The organism is Sphingomonas qilianensis (assembly GCF_039614825.1).
Classification (GTDB): Bacteria; Pseudomonadota; Alphaproteobacteria; order Sphingomonadales; family Sphingomonadaceae; genus Sphingomonas; species Sphingomonas qilianensis.
Map to the genome: position 1 here is coordinate 242,003 of NZ_JBDIMF010000003.1, position 18,991 is coordinate 260,993.

Sequence of the window (18,991 nt, forward strand, 5' to 3'; positions counted from 1 at the left end):
TCCCGAACCCCCGCGATCGGGCAGGGGGGCGACTGGAGAGATTGGCAGCGGGGGGCAGCCACAATGACCGAGCGGATGGCCAAGCTCGACCGCATCTTGCGGCTGGTGCATATTCTTGCAGATAGTGGAGAGGGGTTAACGCTCGACCAGATGGCGGCTGACCTCGACGTCAACCGCCGCACGGCCGAGCGCTTGCGCGATGTGATCGCGCTGCATTTCGACCTCGAGGAACTGCAGGACGATCGTCACAAGCGTTTCCGCATCCGCGATGCTCTGCGCCGCGTTTATACCCGCCCGACCGCCGCCGAGATTGCCGCTTTGCAGGCCGAGGTCGATGGCCGGGTGGTCGCCGGACAGGAGGCCCGCGCGCAGCCTCTGGCGAGCCTGCTCGCCAAGGTGAAGGCGGCGCTCGACGACCGCGAGAAGCGCCGGCTCGACCCCGATCTGGAGGCGTTGGCACGGCTCCAGCGCACAATGGTTCCAGCTGGCCCCGCCACAACCCCCGCGCCGGGGGTGCTGGCCGTCGCGCAGGGCGCGATTCTTGCCGGTTGCTGTCTGGAGTTCCACTACCGCGCCGAAGAGAGCGCCGAACCGAAATGGCGTCGCGTCGTGCCTTATGGCCTCGTCCACGGCGCGGTCACCTATCTCGTTGGAAAGATGCCCGGCCACGACGCGCCGCCGGTCTATTACCGACTCGACCGAATGAGCGAGGTGCACTTCAGCGATATGTCCGGCTGTGCGCCCGATGATTGGGATCTAGACGGCTGGATGGCTCAAAGCTTCGGCATCTGGCGTGAGGATGATCACGACGTCGCGTTGCGCGTGCTGCCGCAAGGCGTCGAGCGAGCCCGCACATGGCGCTTTCACCCAGCGCAAAGCATAGATGAAGAAAACGGTAGCCTCGTCATTCGTTTCCGCGCCGGGGGGCTGCGGGAAATTGCCGAGCATGTATTCAGTTGGGGCGGCGAAGTGGTGATCGAGGGACCGGAGGCTCTGCGCGCAGTGATGCACGAGCGACTGGCTGCAGGGCAGCGGGCGCTGGGGTGATCGGACTTCTTGCGACGATACGGCACGAAGCGATTTGCATTTGGGAGCGAATGGCATGAAAAAATTAATATTGGCCTTTCTAGCCGGGCTCGTCGTGATGGCAGGCGGTGGCTATCTCTTGCAGCAGCGCCAACCAGACCCGACCGTCGCGAAGGACGAACCGCCATCAAAAATAGACGGCGGCATATTCCGCAAAAGTGAGACGGTTGCGGTCGGTGAATTGCTTAACAGCATTCGTCGCCTAAATAGACTCGTTGTTTTCCAAGCTTATGTGACAGCGACCACGAAAACGCGCGAAACTGGACCTTTAACCCAAACAAATCAGACGATGCTAACACCAGCTTATGTTAATTATTACATAGAACTAGATAGTTTGAATAAAGATTCGATTAGGATTGAAGGTAAAGACGTCTACGTCGCGAGTCCAAAGCTGATGATCGAGCGGCCTAATATCGATACTAGTCAGGTGCAAATCTTTAATGGCGGTATATGGTCCAGCCTGACCAGTGTTAGTGAGCGATTGCGCGTCGCTAACAGTAGCATGGCGCTCAAGCAGCTTTATTTACGAGCAAAAATGCCGTTCCTGGTATTGGCGGCGCAAAAAGCGGCGGCGGATGCGCAGGAACTGAACATTCGGCGCATTTTGGTGGCTTCGGGGTATGGCGACATGAACGTCCATGTTGGTCAGTAAAGCTCTCGCTGTTCCAAACGATCGACGCACGGAAAAAACAATATGCTGACTGATCGTTTCGATGAAGCGTTGTCCTACGCCAGCCGCCTGCACCGCGAGCAGCGGCGCAAAAGCACAGCGATTCCTTATGTCGCGCATCTCCTTGGCGTTGCCTCAATCGCGTTGGAGAATGGCGGGGACGAGGACCAGGCAATTGCCGCCCTGCTGCATGATGCGGTCGAAGATCAGGGCGGCGCGCCTCGGCTGCTCGAAATTCGCAATCGCTTTGGAGACCGCGTGGCGGAAATCGTCGATCATTGCACTGATGCGGACGTAGATCCCAAACCGGCATGGCACCCGCGCAAGGCGGCCTATATTGCCAGCCTCGCGAATAAGCCGATCGCTTCGCTCCAGGTCAGCCTGGCCGACAAGACTCACAATGCAGGTGCGATCGTTGCCGATCTGGCAGTGCACGGCGACGTCTTGTGGTCGCGTTTTACGGGCGGGCGGGACGGCACATTATGGTATTACGACGCGCTCGCCCAAGCCTTCGCGGGGCGTATACCGGGGCCAGCGCTGGAGAGATTCGCGGCGTTGGTCGATCAGATGCACGGTATTGCGGGTCGGGTGCGGGGAGGAGTGGCTTGAGCGACGTCCTCCTGAACTCCCCGATCCTCAGTCCGCGCGCTGCCGAGCAAGAGCGGCATTGCAACCGGGACGTCAAGGGCCAACTGACCAGCCTCGTTTTGCAGCTTAGCCGCACCACATCTATGAATAGACTGCGATCATCTCGAATGACGACCTCTTCGTTTAAGCGTGGTCTTGCTGAGGTTAAGATCGCATGAATGTCTTTGATCTCGATGCCGATCTGATCGGTCGATACGAATCCTTCGCGCGCTCCTTCACGGATATTCGGTCGCCGGACCTCAGGCGACAGATCGACGCAATCTATGATCGCGGCCATTTCTGGCCCGAGCCGCTGATCGGGCTTAACCCGCACTATAAGGCGGGGGACTCGATCGAGGCGCTGGCATCGCGTGGCCACATCGACGCTGCGATGACGCAGATCTTCGCGGCGGGGGAGCCGCGCGCCCCGATCACGCTTCACGATCACCAGCACCGAGCTCTGGCCAAAGCAAAGCTGGCTAAGAACTACATCGTGACGACCGGCACCGGATCGGGCAAGTCGCTGTGCTTCTTTGTTCCGATTGTCGATCGTATCTTGAAAGCGAAAGATGCGGGGGAGCCGCAGCGGACTCGGGCTGTCATCATCTATCCGATGAACGCGCTGGCCAATTCGCAGCGCGAAGAGCTGGAGCGCTATATTGGCGGGAGCGGCCTGTCGTCGCGGCTCAAGCCGACCTTCCGCCGCTATACCGGGCAGGAAAACGAGAGCGAGCGCAAGGCGATTGCGGCAGAGGCGCCCGACATCATCCTCACCAATTTCATGATGCTCGAACTGCTGATGACGCGGCAGGATGAAACTGATCAGGCGGTGATTGGCAATATGGCCGGCCTCGAATTTCTCGTCCTCGACGAGTTACACACGTATCGCGGTCGGCAGGGCGCTGACGTCGCGATGCTGGTGCGTCGCGTTCGGGAGCGGGTGGGCTCGCCGGCAATGCTTTGCATCGGTACTTCGGCGACGATGGCGTCGGGTGACGAAGACGCTGGCCGACGCGAAGTGGCCAAAGTCGGCACAGCACTATTCGGCAGTGCCGTCGATGCAGACGACGTAATTACCGAGACGCTGACGCGGCGAACGAACTTCGGGGGCGGTACAGCCGCATTTGACGCCGCGCTCAAGGCGGCGATTGAACACCCGACGTCCGTTGCCGATACTGCCGAAGCCTATGCAGGAGACGCGCTCGCGGTCTGGATCGAACTCAATGTCGGACTTCAGGCGGGCGAGGTGCTGCGTCGCCGAACGCCGATGACAATGACCGAAGCCACGGCCATGCTGCACGAGCAGAGCAGATTGCCCGAGGCGCTGTGCCGACTGGCCCTGGAGTGTCGGCTCGTGGCGATGAGCGGGTGCATGGACGACCAAGGGCAGGCCTTCATGGCGTTCAAGCTGCACCGTTTTCTTTCCGGTGCCGGGCATGCACACGCCACGCTCGAATCCGTTGCCGAGCGCAGCGTGCAACTCGATGCGGAAAAGTTCGATCGGGAAAAACCAGACGCGCGGCTCTACCCGCTCTTCTTCTGCCGCGAATGCGGACAGGAAGTGCACAGCGTGTCGATCGAACGGGGGGGAACCGTGGTGGCACGCTCCATCGACATGACACCACGCGATGAAGCGGATGACAATGGGATACAGCACGGTTTTCTAGTGCCGGACGCTGCCGGCGATCTCGCGTTCTCGGGCGACGTCGATGATTATCCTGATGACTGGCTCGAGGAGGCGCCGCGGGGCGGTCTGCGTCTCAAGGCGAGCCATCGCGGCAAGCATGAGGCGCGCCATATGCGGCTGGCCCCAGACGGCAACGCGGCATGTGATGGCGTTGTGACCTGGTTTTTCCCGGGCAAGTTCCGCTTTTGCCCCAATTGCCGCTATGAACCGGCACCGGGCGCGCGCGATATCAACAAGCTGGCGAGTTTGTCGGCAGAAGGGCGAAGTTCTGCGACCACGCTGATCACCGCCGCGGCGTTGGATTGGATGGACCGGGGCAACAACCCGGTTGAGACAGAACGCCGAAAGCTCCTCGGTTTTTCGGACAACCGCCAGGATGCGGCTCTGCAATCCGGCCACTTTAACGACTTCATCTTTGTTACGTTGCTCCGCGCGGCAATGCTGCGCGCGGTTCGTCGTGCAGGTCCGGACGGTCTCAGCCATGAGCAGTTCGGCGACGCGCTGCGACGCGCGCTCGGTTTCGACCCTGATAATCGAGCGCGGCGGCAGGAATGGATGCTGGATCCAGAACCGCGCGGCTTCGCAGCGATCGACGACGCCAAGCGCGCGATCAATCAAGTCCTTGCCCATCGGCTTTGGAACGATCTCCGGCGTGGCTGGCGCTACACCAACCCCAACCTCGACCAGCTCGCGCTGATCGCGGTGCGCTACCCAGGAGTGGCGATGCTGGCCGCCGACGACGAGGTTGTCGCAAAGAACCCAATCCTGGCAGGCACGCCCATCGAGACGCGGGCCCGCATGTTCGAATGTTTGTTCGATACAATGCGGCAAGGCCTCGCGATCGAAGTCGATGCGCTGGATCGTGTCGGCTTGGAGCAGATCGCCGAGCGCTCCCGTGCTGCGACCAAGGCGCCGTGGTCGATCGGGCGCGAGGAGCAGGAGCGCGACCTTGCCCGGCAAGGCATCCTGATTGTCGAAGCTCCGTTGCGGCGCGAGGCGCGGGCTGCCGATGATGCCGCAACGATCAAGGCGACGGCGCGCAGCGGGCTGGCCAAAGCGCTACGCAAGGCACTCGGCGCGGATGTCGCGATGACGGATCGTCAGCCGTTGATCGAGGCGATGCTAAACGCCGCCGAGCGGCATCAGATCGTTCGCCGAACGACCTCGGGGGCGCTGACCGGCTGGCGTTTGGCACCCAACGCGCTTCGACTGTACGCGGGCACGGAAGAGCCGAAGCCAGGGCAGGATAATGCGTTCTTCTCCGGTCTCTACGCCGACATTGCCGAGCGGTTGGGCGACGCTGGTCAGCTCCCATTCGCGTTCGAAGCGCGCGAACATACAGCACAGGTCGACAGTGTCGTTCGTCAATGGCGCGAGGACAGGTTCCGCTATGGAACGAACGACAAGGCTCGGCTCATTGCGGCGCAAGCGGCGATGCAGGGACGGGAACGGACCGATTTCCTGCCACTGCTGTTCTGTTCGCCAACTATGGAGCTTGGGGTCGATATCTCGCAGCTCAATCTGGTCTTTCTCCGTAATGCGCCACCAACTCCGGCGAACTATGCACAACGTGCAGGGCGCGCGGGGCGCAGCGGGCAGGCAGCGCTCATCGTGACTTATTGCGCGGCGCAGAGCCCGCACGATCAGTATTATTTCAAACGCCGCACCGAGCTCGTCGCCGGCATTGTCCGGCCGCCGGCGATCGATCTCGTTAATCCCGATCTGCTTGCCGCTCACGTGCGAGCCGAATGGCTGGCGGCCTGCAAAGAGCCGCTTGGCAAATCGATCCCGGAAAATCTGGCGATGGACGTTGCCGGATTGCCCGTCGCCGAACACTTGGTCGGGGCGTTCGCGCACGCAAGCGCGGATGCGGCGGCGCGAGACCGGGCGATACGCGTGATCCGGTCCGCGTTGCCGCCCGAGGGTGCCGAGGAGATCGGCGATCCTGCTGAATTCATAGCAAATCGCTGGCCTGCATCGGCTGCGGCATTCGACACGGCGTTTGAACGCTGGCGGACGCTATACCGCTCGGCCCACGAAGAACGCGAAGCCGCCGCCGCGATCGGGCGCAGGACCGGTCTTTCGGCAGCCGATCGGAAGGATGCGCGCCAACGCTACGATGCCGCCGATCGGCAGGTGCAATTGCTTGAAACCGGCACGTCTTCTTCGGGTTCGGATTTTTATGCCTATCGGTATCTCGCGACCGAGGGATTCCTGCCAGGCTACAATTTCCCACGCCTGCCGCTGTATGCGTTTATCGATGCCGAGAAGTCGTCGACCGTGTTGCAGCGTCCACGCTTTCTGGCGATCGCAGAATTCGGACCTAACAGTCTCGTCTATCATGAGGGCAAGGCCTATCGCTGCCACCGCGCCAAAATTCCGGCCGGATCGCGGGGCGAACAGGGCCTGCTCGCAACGACGTCACTTGTCTGCTGCCCGTCGTGCGGTGCGGCGCATGAAGAGAAAACCCAGGAGCGGTGTGTCGTCTGCACCACGTCGCTTGCGGGGGTCACCCCGCTGGAGAAGCTGTTCCGGATCGACAATGTCGATGCCGTGCCAGGCGCGCGCATCACGGCGAACGATGAGGATCGTCAGCGGCGCGGGTTTGAGATCCGCACGATCTTTCAGTGGCAGGGCTCGGGGCAACAGGCGCTGACGCTTATTGCGGATGGCGAGCCTCTTGTGACGGTTCGCTATGGACCGCGCACCTCGCTTTCCCGCGTCAATCTGGGCTTGCGCCGACGCAAGAATCCCGAAGTACATGGGTTCGACATTGATACCGTGACGGGGCGGTGGCTCAAGAACGAGGCGAAGGGCGAGGAGGAGGGCGAGGATCCTCGCGGTGCCCGCAGCCAGTCGGTTGTGCCGCTCGTCCAGGACAGCAAGAACGCCATGCTGGTGCAATTCCACGCATCGCTCGCCCTCGACGCAGCCCAGATGGCAACGCTTCAGCACGCGCTGGTTCGCGCCATTGAAGCGGAGCATGTGCTGGAAACCGGCGAATTGCTCGGCGAACCGCTGCCGACCCGCGACAGCCGCAACGCCATCCTTCTCTACGAGGCGAGCGAAGGCGGCGCTGGCGTTTTGAAACGGTTGATGGACGGACCCGACCGATGGCGCAGGCTGGCGGAGGTGGCGATCGACCTAATGCACCTTAAGCGTAATGACGGCAGTTTGATCGATGCAGAGGCACCCTGCGTAGCTGGGTGCTATCGCTGTCTGCTCTCTTACTACAATCAGCCCGATCACGACCTCATCGACCGCCGCGACGAGCGTGTTCGGGCAGCGCTCGATCAGCTATCCCGGTGTGATCGCGCCGATCAATTTGCCGATGATGCGCATTGTCCCTGGTCGATTGCGCTAGGAACGTGGGGCGCCCCGGCCCCGCAAGCCACGGTCGTGGCGGATGTTCGTTATCCCCTCTACTGGCCTGACTTGCTGGTCATGGCGGTGGCTGGTCCGCCTGCGCCGGAAATCGTGGCATGGTGCCGGGAAAAAGATCGTGATTTAATCGAATTACCATTGGTGCCGGGCGCGACGATGCCGACCGAACTTGCACGCGCGCTTGGAGTGACCGCATGACTTTGGCGCAATTGCAGACAGGTGACCTCGTGCGGGCGCGGGGCCGCGAATGGATCGTGCTGGCGCGACCCGACGAAGGGTTGCTGCGCGTGCGTCCGTTGTCCGGCTCCGAGGAAGATGCTGTGACGCTGGCCCCCGCGCTAGAGCGGGAGCCCGTCGAAAGCGCATCGTTCGGCCTACCCTCGGCCGAACAGCTCGACTCGCAGGACGCAGCGCGTTTGCTAGCCGACGCGCTGCGCCTGTCGCTGCGGCGCGGAGCGGGGCCTTTCCGCAGTGCCGCGCATCTCGGCGTCGAGCCGCGTGCGTATCAACTCGTGCCGCTACTCATGGCGCTCCGGCTGGACATCAAGCGACTGCTGATCGCGGACGATGTCGGGATCGGCAAGACAATCGAGGCAGGGATGATCCTGCGCGAGATGATCGATCGCGGCGAAATCGATCGGTTCACCGTGCTGTGTCCGCCGCACCTTGTCGAGCAGTGGGTGGGCGAACTTGCCGAGAAGTTCGACATCGACGCGGAAGCCGTCACCTCGGCGCGGGCACGCTCGCTCGAGCGCGGGCTTGCACTCTCCGACAGCATCTTCACGGCATATCCCTATACCGTCGTCAGCCTCGATTATATCAAGGCCGAAGGGCGACGCGACGAATTTGCGCGCGCTTGCCCGAAATTCGTCATCGTCGATGAAGCACATAGCTGTGTCGGTGGCGGTGATCGCGGCAACCAGCAACGCTACGCTTTGCTCGAACGGCTGGCCGAGGACGCGGAGCGCCACTTGCTGCTGCTCACCGCGACGCCGCATAGCGGCAATCAGGACGCCTACGCGCGACTGCTGCGCTTGCTCCACACCGATCTGGCAGGCGGCCCGGATTCGCCTGATCCCAACGCGGTCGCGCGGTATCGTCGCCGGCTTGCGGGGCACTTCGTGCAGCGTCGGCGCCCCGATATCGAGGCGCAATGGGGCGACGCTAGCGCGTTTGCCAAGGCACTCGCCGCCGATGCTCCCTATACGTTGACCGGCGATTTCCTGGCGTTTCAGGAGGACGTGCTCGATTATTGCGTCGGCATCGCTACTCGCGCTGATGGCGAGCGGGCGCGACGGCTGGCGTTCTGGGGCACGCTCGCGCTGATGCGTTGCGTCGGCTCGTCGCCCGCCGCCGCGGCCGCCGCACTGCGCAATCGGCTTGGCGGAATGGCAGAGGAGTCGGCGTTGGAGCCGATCCTGTTCGACGAGGACGAAGGCACGCTGAGCGACACCGATGTCGAACCGGCAACCGCAGCCGAAGATGAGGAGACCCAAGCGCTGCAGGACCTGATTGCTCGTGCCGACGCGCTCGCCGCGAGGACCGGCGAGGATCCCAAATTCCGCGAACTGATCCGGCAATTGAAGGGCCTGATCGACAAGGGCGCTCGGCCGGTGGTGTTTTGCCGTTTCATCACCACCGCCGAAGCGGTCGGTGTAGCGCTCGCAGCCGCCTTCAGGAAACACAGGGTCGAGACCGTCACCGGCCGCCTAACGCCCGAGGAGCGGCGCGCGCGGGTCGCGGCGATGCACGATCACCCGCAACGCATTTTGGTCGCTACCGATTGCCTATCGGAAGGCATTAATTTGCAGGAATTGTTCGACGCAGTCCTGCACTTCGATCTCAACTGGAACCCGACTCGGCATCAGCAGCGGGAGGGCCGCGTCGATCGCTTTGGCCAGCCATCCGAACATGTCTGGTCGGTGATGATGTTCGGCGCAAATTCGATGATCGACGGCGCGGTCATCCAGGTCATTACCGAGAAGGCGCGGCGTATCGCCAAGGAGACCGGCGTGACGGTGCCGATTCCGGAAGATTCCGCTAGCGTGACGAGCGCATTGATGCAGGCGATGCTGCTGCGATCGAACCGACCACGCGCTCAGGGAACATTCGATTTCGGCCAGGCCGAGGCGCAGCTCGAGACCGAATGGCGCGATGCCGAGGCCAACGCCAAGAAAAGCCGCGCGATCTTCGCACAGGGTGCCCTCAAGCCCGAAGAAGTGTTGCCTGAGTGGCAGGGAATGCGGGCACTGACCGGCGGGCCGGAGGAAGTGGAGCGCTTTACCAAGCGTGCGCTCGACCGTGTCGGCGCGCCGCTGGGGCAGGAAGGGCGATATTGGCGGGTCCATTATGACCGTCTGCCCGAGCAGCTCGGCGAGCGCTTGAAAGCACGCGGCCTGACCGGCGCGCGCGCGATCGACTTTGCCGACAAACCCCGCGCGAACGTCGCGCATGTCGGGCGGGTCCACCCGCTCGTCGCGATGCTGGCGGAGAACATGGCCGAGGGCGCGCTCGATCCGGGCGGGCGTGATGGCGATGCGCCGCTCGGCCGCGCCGGCGCGTGGCTGACACATGGTGTCGAAAAGGCAACGACGCTGTTGCTGATGCGGTTGCGCTTCACGATGGTAACGAGCGGACGCGCCAACAATACGCTGCTCGCCGAGGAAGCCACAGCGCTCGCCTTTACCGAAGATGGCGACGTCGCCAGCGGCCCCAAGGCGCTCGCGCTTCTCGAGGCGGAGGCGAGCGGCAATATTGAGCGCACCGTGATCGCGCGCCGCGTCGCCGCCGCGATCGAGCGTGTGCCCGGTTACGACGTTGCGATCCGGGCCTATGCCCAGGAGCGCGCGGGTGTGCTGCGTAGCGATCACCAGCGCGTGACCAAGGCGGCAGGCGGGGGCGCGACCACCGACGTTCAACCCGTGCTGCCCGCCGATATCATCGGCCTCTACGTCCTCATTCCGGAGGCACGCTGATGGCCCGACATCCGACCCGCGCCGCGTCCCTCGGGCTCGACGCGATCCAGATCGAAGGCGGGCTGATCGCGCCCGAGCAGGTCGCCAAAATCGCCGCGACCGACCGCAATCCCCGCACCGCGACCGACTATGATTGTCCCAAGGGCACCAATCTCGGCGACGAAATCTCGCGCTATTTCCGTATCGGCCAGGCGCACTGGCAAGCGTATAGCCGCATCGAGCAGCCGACCACGACGCAGACGGCGAAGTTCGCGCACGATCTGCTGAGCGAAGCGTTTGGCTTTACCGATCTGATCGGCCCGACCGATCGCCATCAGGGCACGCGGCGCTATCGCCTGGCGTGGGAGGCGAAGGACGGGCGCGTGCCGATCGTCGTCGCGGCACCGGTCTCGACCCCGGGCGACGGCTTTGCCAAGGCGATGCCCGAGTTCGGCGACGGCAGCGAGGGGCGGGCGAAACGCAGTCCGGTCGTGCTGTTGCAGGACTGGCTCAACGGTAGCGACGCTGCCTTGTGGGGTCTCGTCTTCGCAGGTGACCGCGTGCGGTTGATGCGCGACAACGCCAGCCTCACCCGGCCGGCCTGGATCGAGGCAGATCTCGCGGCGATGTTCCGTGACGAGATGTTCGCCGACTTCACCGCCTGGTGGCTGCTGACGCATGCCAGCCGGTTCGGTGCAGCGGGCACCCCGCCGTCCTCGTCACCGCTGGAGCAATGGCGCGAGGCGGGCTTAAGCCAGGGCACTGCCGCGCGCGAACGGTTGCGCGAGGGCGTCGAGACCGCGATCGCCGAGCTTGGACAGGGGCTGATCGAGGCGAATGCCGAACTGCGCGATGGCGTCGCCACGGGGCGCATTGCGCTTCCCGCGTTGTTCGAGGAACTGCTGCGCACTGTCTACCGGCTGATCTTCCTCGCCGTCGCCGAGGACCGCGATCTGCTCCACGGCCGCGCCGTGCCGCAAGGGCCGCGCGCCCTCTATCGCGACGGATATTCGTTCGGCTTCTGGCGCGATCGATCCGCGCGCCGCGCCGCCTATGACGGGCATCACGACGCGTGGTCGGGGATGCTCGTCACGCTCGGCGCGCTCGAACAGGGCGAGGCGTTGCTTGGCCTTCCCCCGCTCGGCGGCCTGTTCGCCAAGGGCGGCACGCCGATCCTGAACGCAGCGCGCATCCCGAACAAACGCTTCCTTTCGGCAATTTACAGCCTCGGCTTCATCACCGTCGAAAGCCGCCAGACGCGGATCAACTGGCGCGACATGAAGACCGAGGAGCTGGGCAGCGTCTATGAAAGCCTGCTCGAGATCCGCCCGGTGCTGATGCCCAATGGCGATTTCGTGCTCGAGGGCGGGGCCAAGGGCAATGCCCGCAAGACCAGCGGCAGCTATTATACGCCTGACAGTCTGGTCGAGACGCTGCTCGACAGTGCGCTCGACCCCGTGCTGGAGCGCGCGGAAGCCGAGGGCGAGGCCGCGATCCTTAACCTCAAGGTAATCGATCCGGCGTGCGGATCGGGGCATTTCCTGCTGGGCGCCGCGCGGCGCATGGCGGGGCGGTTGGCGCGGCTGCGCAACCCGGATGCCGGGCGCGACGACGAACAGGCGGCTTTGCGCGATGTCGTCAGCCGCTGCATCCACGGCGTCGATCGTAACCCGATGGCGGTCGAGCTCGCCAAGGTCGCCTTGTGGATCGAGAGCGTTTCCCCGGGGCAACCGCTCGGCTTTCTCGATGCCAATATCCGCTGCGGCGATGCGCTGCTCGGCATCTTCTCGCTCGATGCGCTGGCCGATGGGATTCCCGACGATGCCTACAAGCCGCTGACTGGCGACGACAGGGGGGCCGCGAACGGGCTGAAGAAGCTCAACAAGGCCGAGCGCGACGCTGGGCTGCTGCGCCTCGCGGCGCAGCCCGACAAACTGGCGAGCGCGTTTCAACGCTTCCACGCCATGCCCGAGAACACGCCGCGCGAGGTCGCGGCGCGTGCGAGCGAATATGAGCGTATTCGCCACTCGCCCGATTGGGTGGCGCTTCGCCAGGCGTGCGACGCCTATGTCGCCGCCTTCATCCTGCCCAAGCCCGCATTGCCGAGCCCGCAGGCGAGGCCGCTGGTGCCGACCACGCGGCATATCCGCGATATCCTGTCGGGCAGCACGATGCTGGGCACGGGCGCGGTGCAGGGTCAGCTCGCCGCCGCGATCGACGGCGCAGCCTGGGGTGCGCGCGCGTTCCACTGGCCGATCGAATTTCCCGACGTGATGGTCGGGCGGGGTGGGTTCGACGTGGTGTTGGGCAACCCGCCCTTCGCAAACGCCATTGAGAATGAGCTCTCGCATTCTAGAGACTTCGAGGCGATTAAGTTCCGAAGTTTCGGGGTCAAAGGGGCTGCTGATTATTCTGCAAGGTTCCTAAGTTTATCGTCAGAGCTACCCCACCGGAATGGTGCTGTTGGTTTGGTTCTTCCCAGGATGATTTTAAACAGCACAACAACCGATGAGTTGAGAACTAGACTTAATACCTCTTTACGGCCATCCATGATATACTGCCCTCCCGAGAGAAACCTATTCCACGGAGCAATTATAGACATTGCTCTTATATGTTTATCTAACCAATCAAATGTTAAAATTAGTAGAAGCGGCATAGGAGAGATATCCTGGAAAGCCACTTCCGAATGGCATGATAACTGGTGGACAATCGTTTCATCCGTATGGGCTGACCGAAAGATATCAGCAAAGATCGGAATAAAACTAGGAATAGTTTTCGACGTTTCGGGAAGTATGACAACCGCCGACGCTTACGAGATTAATGGGGCTATTTCTGATGACGAGCATGGAGATGGTCAAAGACTAATAACTACTGGGCTCATCGATCCGCGGGAATGCCACTGGGGCATAAAGGAATGTAGGTATCTGAAAAATAACTATTATCATCCTAGACTATCACCAAGCTTGGAGTTCTCCGATAGTCTAAACAAAAGGATTATATCATCGCGTAGGCCTAAGATCATTGTCGCGGGTCTCTCTTCTATACTAGAGGCGTATCTCGACGATAATGGTAGAGACATCGGTGCCGTGGCTACATTTTCCATCTTTGACAAGTTAGATAATATGCAGAATCTTGAGAAATTACTCAATTACCTTCTTAGTAACGAGGTGTTCATGCAATTGAGAGATCAATTAGGAGGGAATGCTCTAGGTGGAGGTGCCGTTACGATGAAGAAGGGGTTCTTAATCAATCTCGATGTCCCATCGGGAATAATGAAGGAGGTTAAAAATGTCGAATAGATTTAAAGTTTGGGATCAGGGAAACGATGGCAACACGATGGGGATCCGCGTTCGAGATACGCAGGAGCTAAATAGGCTCAAAAGCAAAGTCACCGGAATGGACCTTGCAGGTGCATACGCTGACCTGGCGGCCTACCTAAATCATGCAGCGTTAGCTACCACGCCGCCCCCACCATACTCAAGACTGGTAAACGTCGTTTGGCTCAATGCTACTGGATACTCGGCCCCGATAGTATTCCCTGCAAGGACCTTTGTTTTGACTTACACCGGCAACGTCCGCCAGTCCGGCGGCTTTGCGTCGCAGGGATACGTCATTGTCGATCCTTCTGGGTTCGTAAACTTGGGTCGACACCATCGTGATCCTATTGACGTCGAGTACATCACTTCGGTCGGAGCAGATACTCTGGTCGTGATGCCCTAGGAATGGGCCGCGGCTATACCTCGTGTGCCGTTGCGCGCTTCGCGGACAATCTCGGTTATCACGGCGCGCCGTTCGGCTGGGATGAGGACCGCCGCGCACAGCTCCGCGCCGAGCTCGATGGCTGGTACGCGCCCGCCTACGGCCTCACCCGCGACGAGCTGCGCTACGTGCTCGACCCCAAGGACGTGATGGGCGCCGATTATCCGAGCGAAACCTTCCGCGTCCTGCAGAAGAACGAGACCGCCAAATACGGCGAATACCGCACCCGCCGCCTCGTCCTCGCCGCCTATGACGCGCTCGTCGCGGGCGGCATGCGCGCGCGCACCGAGGGGTATCGCTAAGGGGCGGGACTGCTAAAAAACGATAATACGGGAGGACGCGAATTCCATGACCGACACGATCGATTCCGGCACGAACCAAGACTTGGAACTGCGCGCCGTCGCCGCCGAAGCGCTCGACGCCTTCGCCACCATCGCCGATGCGGCGCACGCCGATCTGCGCCGTCGCGGCATGACGCTGGCCGACCTCGCCGTCGTCAACCAGGCGACCGCCGAGGCTACCGCCAAGCAGATGCGCGAGATGACCGGCCAGCGGATCGACGACAGCCAGCGCTTGCGTCGCGAACCCGCTATCGCACGGCTGGTGATCGCCGACGAGGACGACCAGCGCGAAACGATCTACATCAGCAACAGCGGCACAGTGACGCAGGGCAAGGTGCGGCTGTGCAGCTATATGAGCCCGAAAGGCCGGCTCGCGCCGCTCGCCATCGGCGACTATCGCAAGATTGCCTTGCCGGGGGGCGCGCAGGCGTTCGAGGTGATCGACAAGATCACCTTCAAGCCGTCCGACGAACGTGGCGAATGGGATGCGCAGCCCGCGGTCAAGTTTCGCGACAAGCAAGCCCCGCTCACGATCCGCTCGCTGCGCGATTTACTTCGCGAGGATGGCTATAGCGATGCCGAGATCGACGAGCTTGAGGCCTGGCACAATGACGGCGCGTCGGCCGACGACGGTAATATCAGTGAAGGGCTGCGGCGCGACGCGCTGACCGCGATGGAGCTACGCGTCGCCCCGATCCTCGACGAATTCCAGGACCGCATCTTCCGCTTGCCGATCGACAGCCAGATCGCGGTGCTCGGCCCGCCGGGAACGGGCAAGACGACCACGCTGGTGCGCCGACTGCGCCAGAAGGTCGACTTCGCGTATCTCGAAGAGGAGGAACGCGAGCGGGTCGAGGATCCCGACGATGCCGGCCTCGCGCACGCCGACAGCTGGCTGATGTTCACGCCGACCGAGCTGCTGCGGCTTTACGTCAAGGAAGCGTTCGGGAAGGAAGGCGTGCCGGTGCACGACGCGCGCCTGCGCACCTGGGACGATCACCGCCGCGAGATCGGGAAGGGTGCCCTGCGCATCCTGAGCACAGGACGTGGTGGCGGGCTGGTGCTGAAGCGCGACGATGCGCTGCTGCTGCCGGAGACGCTGCTCGACCAGACTTCCTGGTATGAAGCGTTCGACGCATTCCAGAAGGCGGATTTCGTCGAACAGCTCGCGGCGGAAGCGACACGCCTTGTCGAAGCGGACGATGCGGGCGCGGCAGCCCTCGGCCAGCAGATCACTGCCGCCATCGCACGCAGCGGCGACCGCCCGCTTCAGCTTCTCGGCGAGCTTGCCGGCCTGCACGCGCGGCTGCAGGCGGTCGCAGGAGCCCAGCGCAATCAGATCCGTGGCGCGCTGCAAGAACCGCTGCGTGGCTATGCGCGCCGGCAACCGGAATTCCTCAACGCGCTCGTGCGCTTTACCGAGACGCTCGACAGCGATGAGCCCGACGACATTGACGACGAGGACGACGATCTTGACGAAGAGCAGGCACCGACCATGCGGGGCTCCAAGCTCGCCGAAGACATCTTCGTGAAAGCAATGCGCAACCGCGCCGTGGCGCAAGCGAGCGGTCGATCGGTCGCGCCGACCAGCCGCTCGGGTCGACTGCTGGGCTGGTTAGGCGAGCGTGGACTGGAACTGCCCGATTTGCGGGGCGTCGGTCGCCAATTGCTGGTTCAGCGTGCCGCGGCGCGACTGGTGCGAGCGCCTGTGGACTATCTGCGTCGCATCTCCTTACGCTACCGGCGGTTCCGCCGCGCGATGCGCGAGGAAGGCCAGTGGTATGGCGCGGCCCGTGCCAAATCGTCCGACGTTCACCCGGCCGAGGTCGATGTCATCATCCTCACGATGCTCCGATCCTCCGCCGCGATGGCAAGCGACCGCTTGTTGACACAGCGCCTCGCGGAGCGCCGGCCCGCGATCCTGGACGACATTGCCCGGTTGCGACGGCATCAGGTGCTGGTAGACGAAGCGACGGACTTTTCGCCCGTGCAACTCGCCTGCATGCGCAGCCTCGCGCATCCGAGCACGGGTTCGTTTTTTCTATCCGGCGACTATAACCAGCGCCTGACCACCACAGGCAGCCGATCCGATCAGGATCTTCTGTGGGCCTGCCCTTCCTTGCAAATCGAGCGGATCGACGTTTCCTATCGGCAAAGCCGGGAACTGGCGGATTTCGCGCGGAAGCTGGCGCTTCACCAGGGATATGAGGTTAGTGATCGGGCCCCTGACGACCTCGTCAATATCGGCTGGAAACCCGTCTTTGGTGCATCGCTGGACTCCCTCGATGCTCAGGCGAAGTGGTTGTCGGCCCGCATCCGCGACATCATCCGCCTCACCGAAGGCGCGATGCCGACGATTGCGGTGCTGATGCCTACCCTAGCCAGCCTGGAGCCGCTGGCCGAAGCGCTCAGCGAAGAGATCGCAGACACCAACATCCGCGCGGTGGCTTGTCCTCGGGGCATGGTGAAGGGTCAGGCGGGCGATATTCGGATCTTTGAGGTCGAACACATCAAAGGCCTCGAGTTCGAAGCGGTCTTCCTGATGGATATCGATGGCCTTCGCGATGGCACGCCGGGCCTGTTTGACCGGTATGTATACGTTGGTGCCACCCGCGCTGCGACATTTCTCGGTCTGGCCTGCCATGACGTCGCGCTTCCGACGGAACTGGAGGGCGTTACGCTGGGCTTGGCCGATTCATGGTAAGGCGCGGGGCCGCATCATTCCACGATCGTTGGCTAGATCGGGCGCGTGCCGAGGGCGCAACCCCGCGCGACCCGCGGCGTGATACTTTCGCGGCGCTCGGCAATTTCGACGACCGACTGCTCGATCAGCTGATCACGGCAATTTCGATACGCGATCGGCGCGACCGCATTGAGGTCCTGACTACGATCCTCGACGACGCAACGGGCGGGGACGCACAGGCGCTAGTGCAGATCGCGCACCCGCTCAGTGCGTTCGTGCGCGGCCTCACCGGCGCGGAGGGCTATGGCTGGCGCATCCGGCTCAACATCCGGCACCGGCCGGCAGAACGCTTCATTACCCTCGCGCACGAACTGGCGCATCTCTATTGTGGTCATCTTGGCCCGAGTCATGTGGGCGATTGGACCGACCGCCGCGCCCTGCCTTCCGTGGCGCGCGAGATTGAAGCCGAGTGGATCGCCGGCACCGTCGGCGAGATGGCTGCGATCATTACCGGCACCGGCTGCCCGGTTTCGCTGGTAAACTTGGGTGAGCAGGCGCGGATGCTTGGGAATCAACAGCGGCAGATCGACCTTCGCGTAATGCGTGCCGCCGCGGAGCGCATCTGCCGCGAAGCGCATTTGGCGACGCCTCATTCCGGCTGGTTTTCGCGCGTCGAAGCAGAGCGCAAGGCGGCCGTTGCGACACAACCGGCCGCAGCATACGCGCGCGCTCAAGCCACCGAGCTGGATCGGCGATCACCGTTATTGATTTGTAGGAAATTTTCCACTATCTCACGCTCAATCGCGCTCGCCAGGCCTCTGCCCCTCGGGGCACGCACACTTGGCGGGCCTTTTTGTTTCCGTTTCCTATCAACGGCGCGATGACGCGATCCTTCGCCAAACCCTCGCTCACTATCCCCGAGCAGATCAGTCACCTCCGGGCGAGCGGTATGACCGTCGCGGACGATGCGCGCGCCACGCATTGGCTCACTCACGTCAGCTACTACCGCCTGAGCGGCTATTGGCATATTTGGAAGGATCGCAGCGTCGCCGACGTGACGCGTTTTCGTGCGGGCACCGATTTCGATCGTGCTTGCTCCCTTTATGAATTCGACCGCGAACTGCGCGCGGTGGTCGGACGGGCGGTTGAGCATGTCGAGGTCGCGCTCCGCGGCAGCTGGGCCTACGCACTTGCGCATCGGGGTGGTCCACACGGATATCTTGACGCCGCGCTTTACAGCGATCGGGGCACCTTCCATGGTTTGCTCGGCAAGGTCGCCACCGACACCGGCCGATCGGCGGAGACGTATATCCGCCGCTACCGCGATCAATACGACGCACCTGCATTGCCCGCGGTCTGGATGGTCGCAGAGATGATGAGTTTCGGCCGGCTTTCACGCTGGTATTCGCTGGTCGCGGCTCCCGACTTGCGGACGGCCATCGCAGCACCGTTAGGATTGCGCGAAGAATTGTTCGTATCGATCGTTAAGCACCTGGTCGATGTCCGCAACATCTGCGCACACCATGGCCGGTTGTGGAACCGCGGATTTCGAAGCCCGCCTCGATTGCCGCACCGGCCGCGCGACCTTGGCGCGTCACTCGACACCGCGCGAGTTGGCCATGCCGCGGGGACGCTCTACAATTCCCTTGTGCTGCTCATCTATCTTGTTCGCCAGATTGCCCCATCATCGCCTTGGCGAGATGATCTTGTAGCGGCGCTTGGCACCAGGTTGCCTGACGAGCGAGCCGCGATGGGTTTCCCGACTGATTGGCAGGCGCGGCCGCTATGGCTTTGAGTACA

General features: G+C 62.7%; 10 protein-coding genes. All 10 read left to right on the forward strand.

The window, feature by feature from the left end; all coding sequences use genetic code 11:
* Positions 1-63: 63 nt before the first annotated feature.
* The 10 genes from ABC969_RS09925 (at position 64) to ABC969_RS09970 (ending at position 18,986) form a co-directional block, all read left to right on the forward strand.
* A complete protein-coding gene (locus tag ABC969_RS09925) occupies positions 64-1,047 on the forward strand; it encodes a helix-turn-helix transcriptional regulator (protein WP_345864528.1) in 984 nt (327 codons plus the stop codon).
* 55 nt (positions 1,048-1,102) lie between these two features.
* Positions 1,103-1,738 (forward strand): DUF4230 domain-containing protein, encoded by a 636-nt coding sequence (locus ABC969_RS09930; protein ID WP_345864529.1) that lies wholly within the window; start codon positions 1,103-1,105, stop codon positions 1,736-1,738.
* Positions 1,739-1,780: 42 nt separating this feature from the next.
* A complete protein-coding gene (locus tag ABC969_RS09935; RefSeq protein ID WP_345864530.1) occupies positions 1,781-2,365 on the forward strand; it encodes an HD domain-containing protein in 585 nt (194 codons plus the stop codon).
* Positions 2,366-2,558: 193 nt separating this feature from the next.
* The gene (locus ABC969_RS09940; protein ID WP_345864531.1) at positions 2,559-7,652 is read left to right on the forward strand and encodes a DEAD/DEAH box helicase; all 5,094 of its coding nucleotides are present in this window, start codon (positions 2,559-2,561) and stop codon (positions 7,650-7,652) included.
* Complete coding sequence (locus ABC969_RS09945) at positions 7,649-10,429, forward strand: DEAD/DEAH box helicase (protein ID WP_345864532.1); 2,781 nt, start codon at positions 7,649-7,651, stop codon at positions 10,427-10,429. Before ABC969_RS09940 ends, ABC969_RS09945 begins: the two co-directional genes overlap by 4 nt.
* Positions 10,429-13,707: an Eco57I restriction-modification methylase domain-containing protein gene (locus tag ABC969_RS09950; RefSeq protein ID WP_345864533.1), complete on the forward strand. Its 3,279-nt coding sequence runs from the start codon at positions 10,429-10,431 to the stop codon at positions 13,705-13,707. The genes ABC969_RS09945 and ABC969_RS09950 overlap by 1 nt, the downstream gene beginning before the upstream one ends.
* A 423-nt stretch (positions 13,708-14,130) precedes the next feature.
* Positions 14,131-14,469, forward strand: coding sequence for a hypothetical protein (locus ABC969_RS09955; protein WP_345864534.1), 339 nt, complete (start codon positions 14,131-14,133; stop codon positions 14,467-14,469).
* Positions 14,470-14,515: 46 nt separating this feature from the next.
* Positions 14,516-17,212, forward strand: coding sequence for an ATP-binding domain-containing protein (locus tag ABC969_RS09960; RefSeq protein WP_345864535.1), 2,697 nt, complete (start codon positions 14,516-14,518; stop codon positions 17,210-17,212).
* A complete protein-coding gene (locus ABC969_RS09965) occupies positions 17,206-18,075 on the forward strand; it encodes an ImmA/IrrE family metallo-endopeptidase (protein WP_345864536.1) in 870 nt (289 codons plus the stop codon). The genes ABC969_RS09960 and ABC969_RS09965 overlap by 7 nt, the downstream gene beginning before the upstream one ends.
* Before the next feature lie 65 nt (positions 18,076-18,140).
* Positions 18,141-18,986 carry an Abi family protein gene (locus tag ABC969_RS09970; protein ID WP_345864537.1) on the forward strand — a complete coding sequence of 282 codons (846 nt, stop codon included), beginning with the start codon at positions 18,141-18,143 and terminating at the stop codon, positions 18,984-18,986.
* The last annotated feature ends 5 nt before the right edge of the window (positions 18,987-18,991 follow it).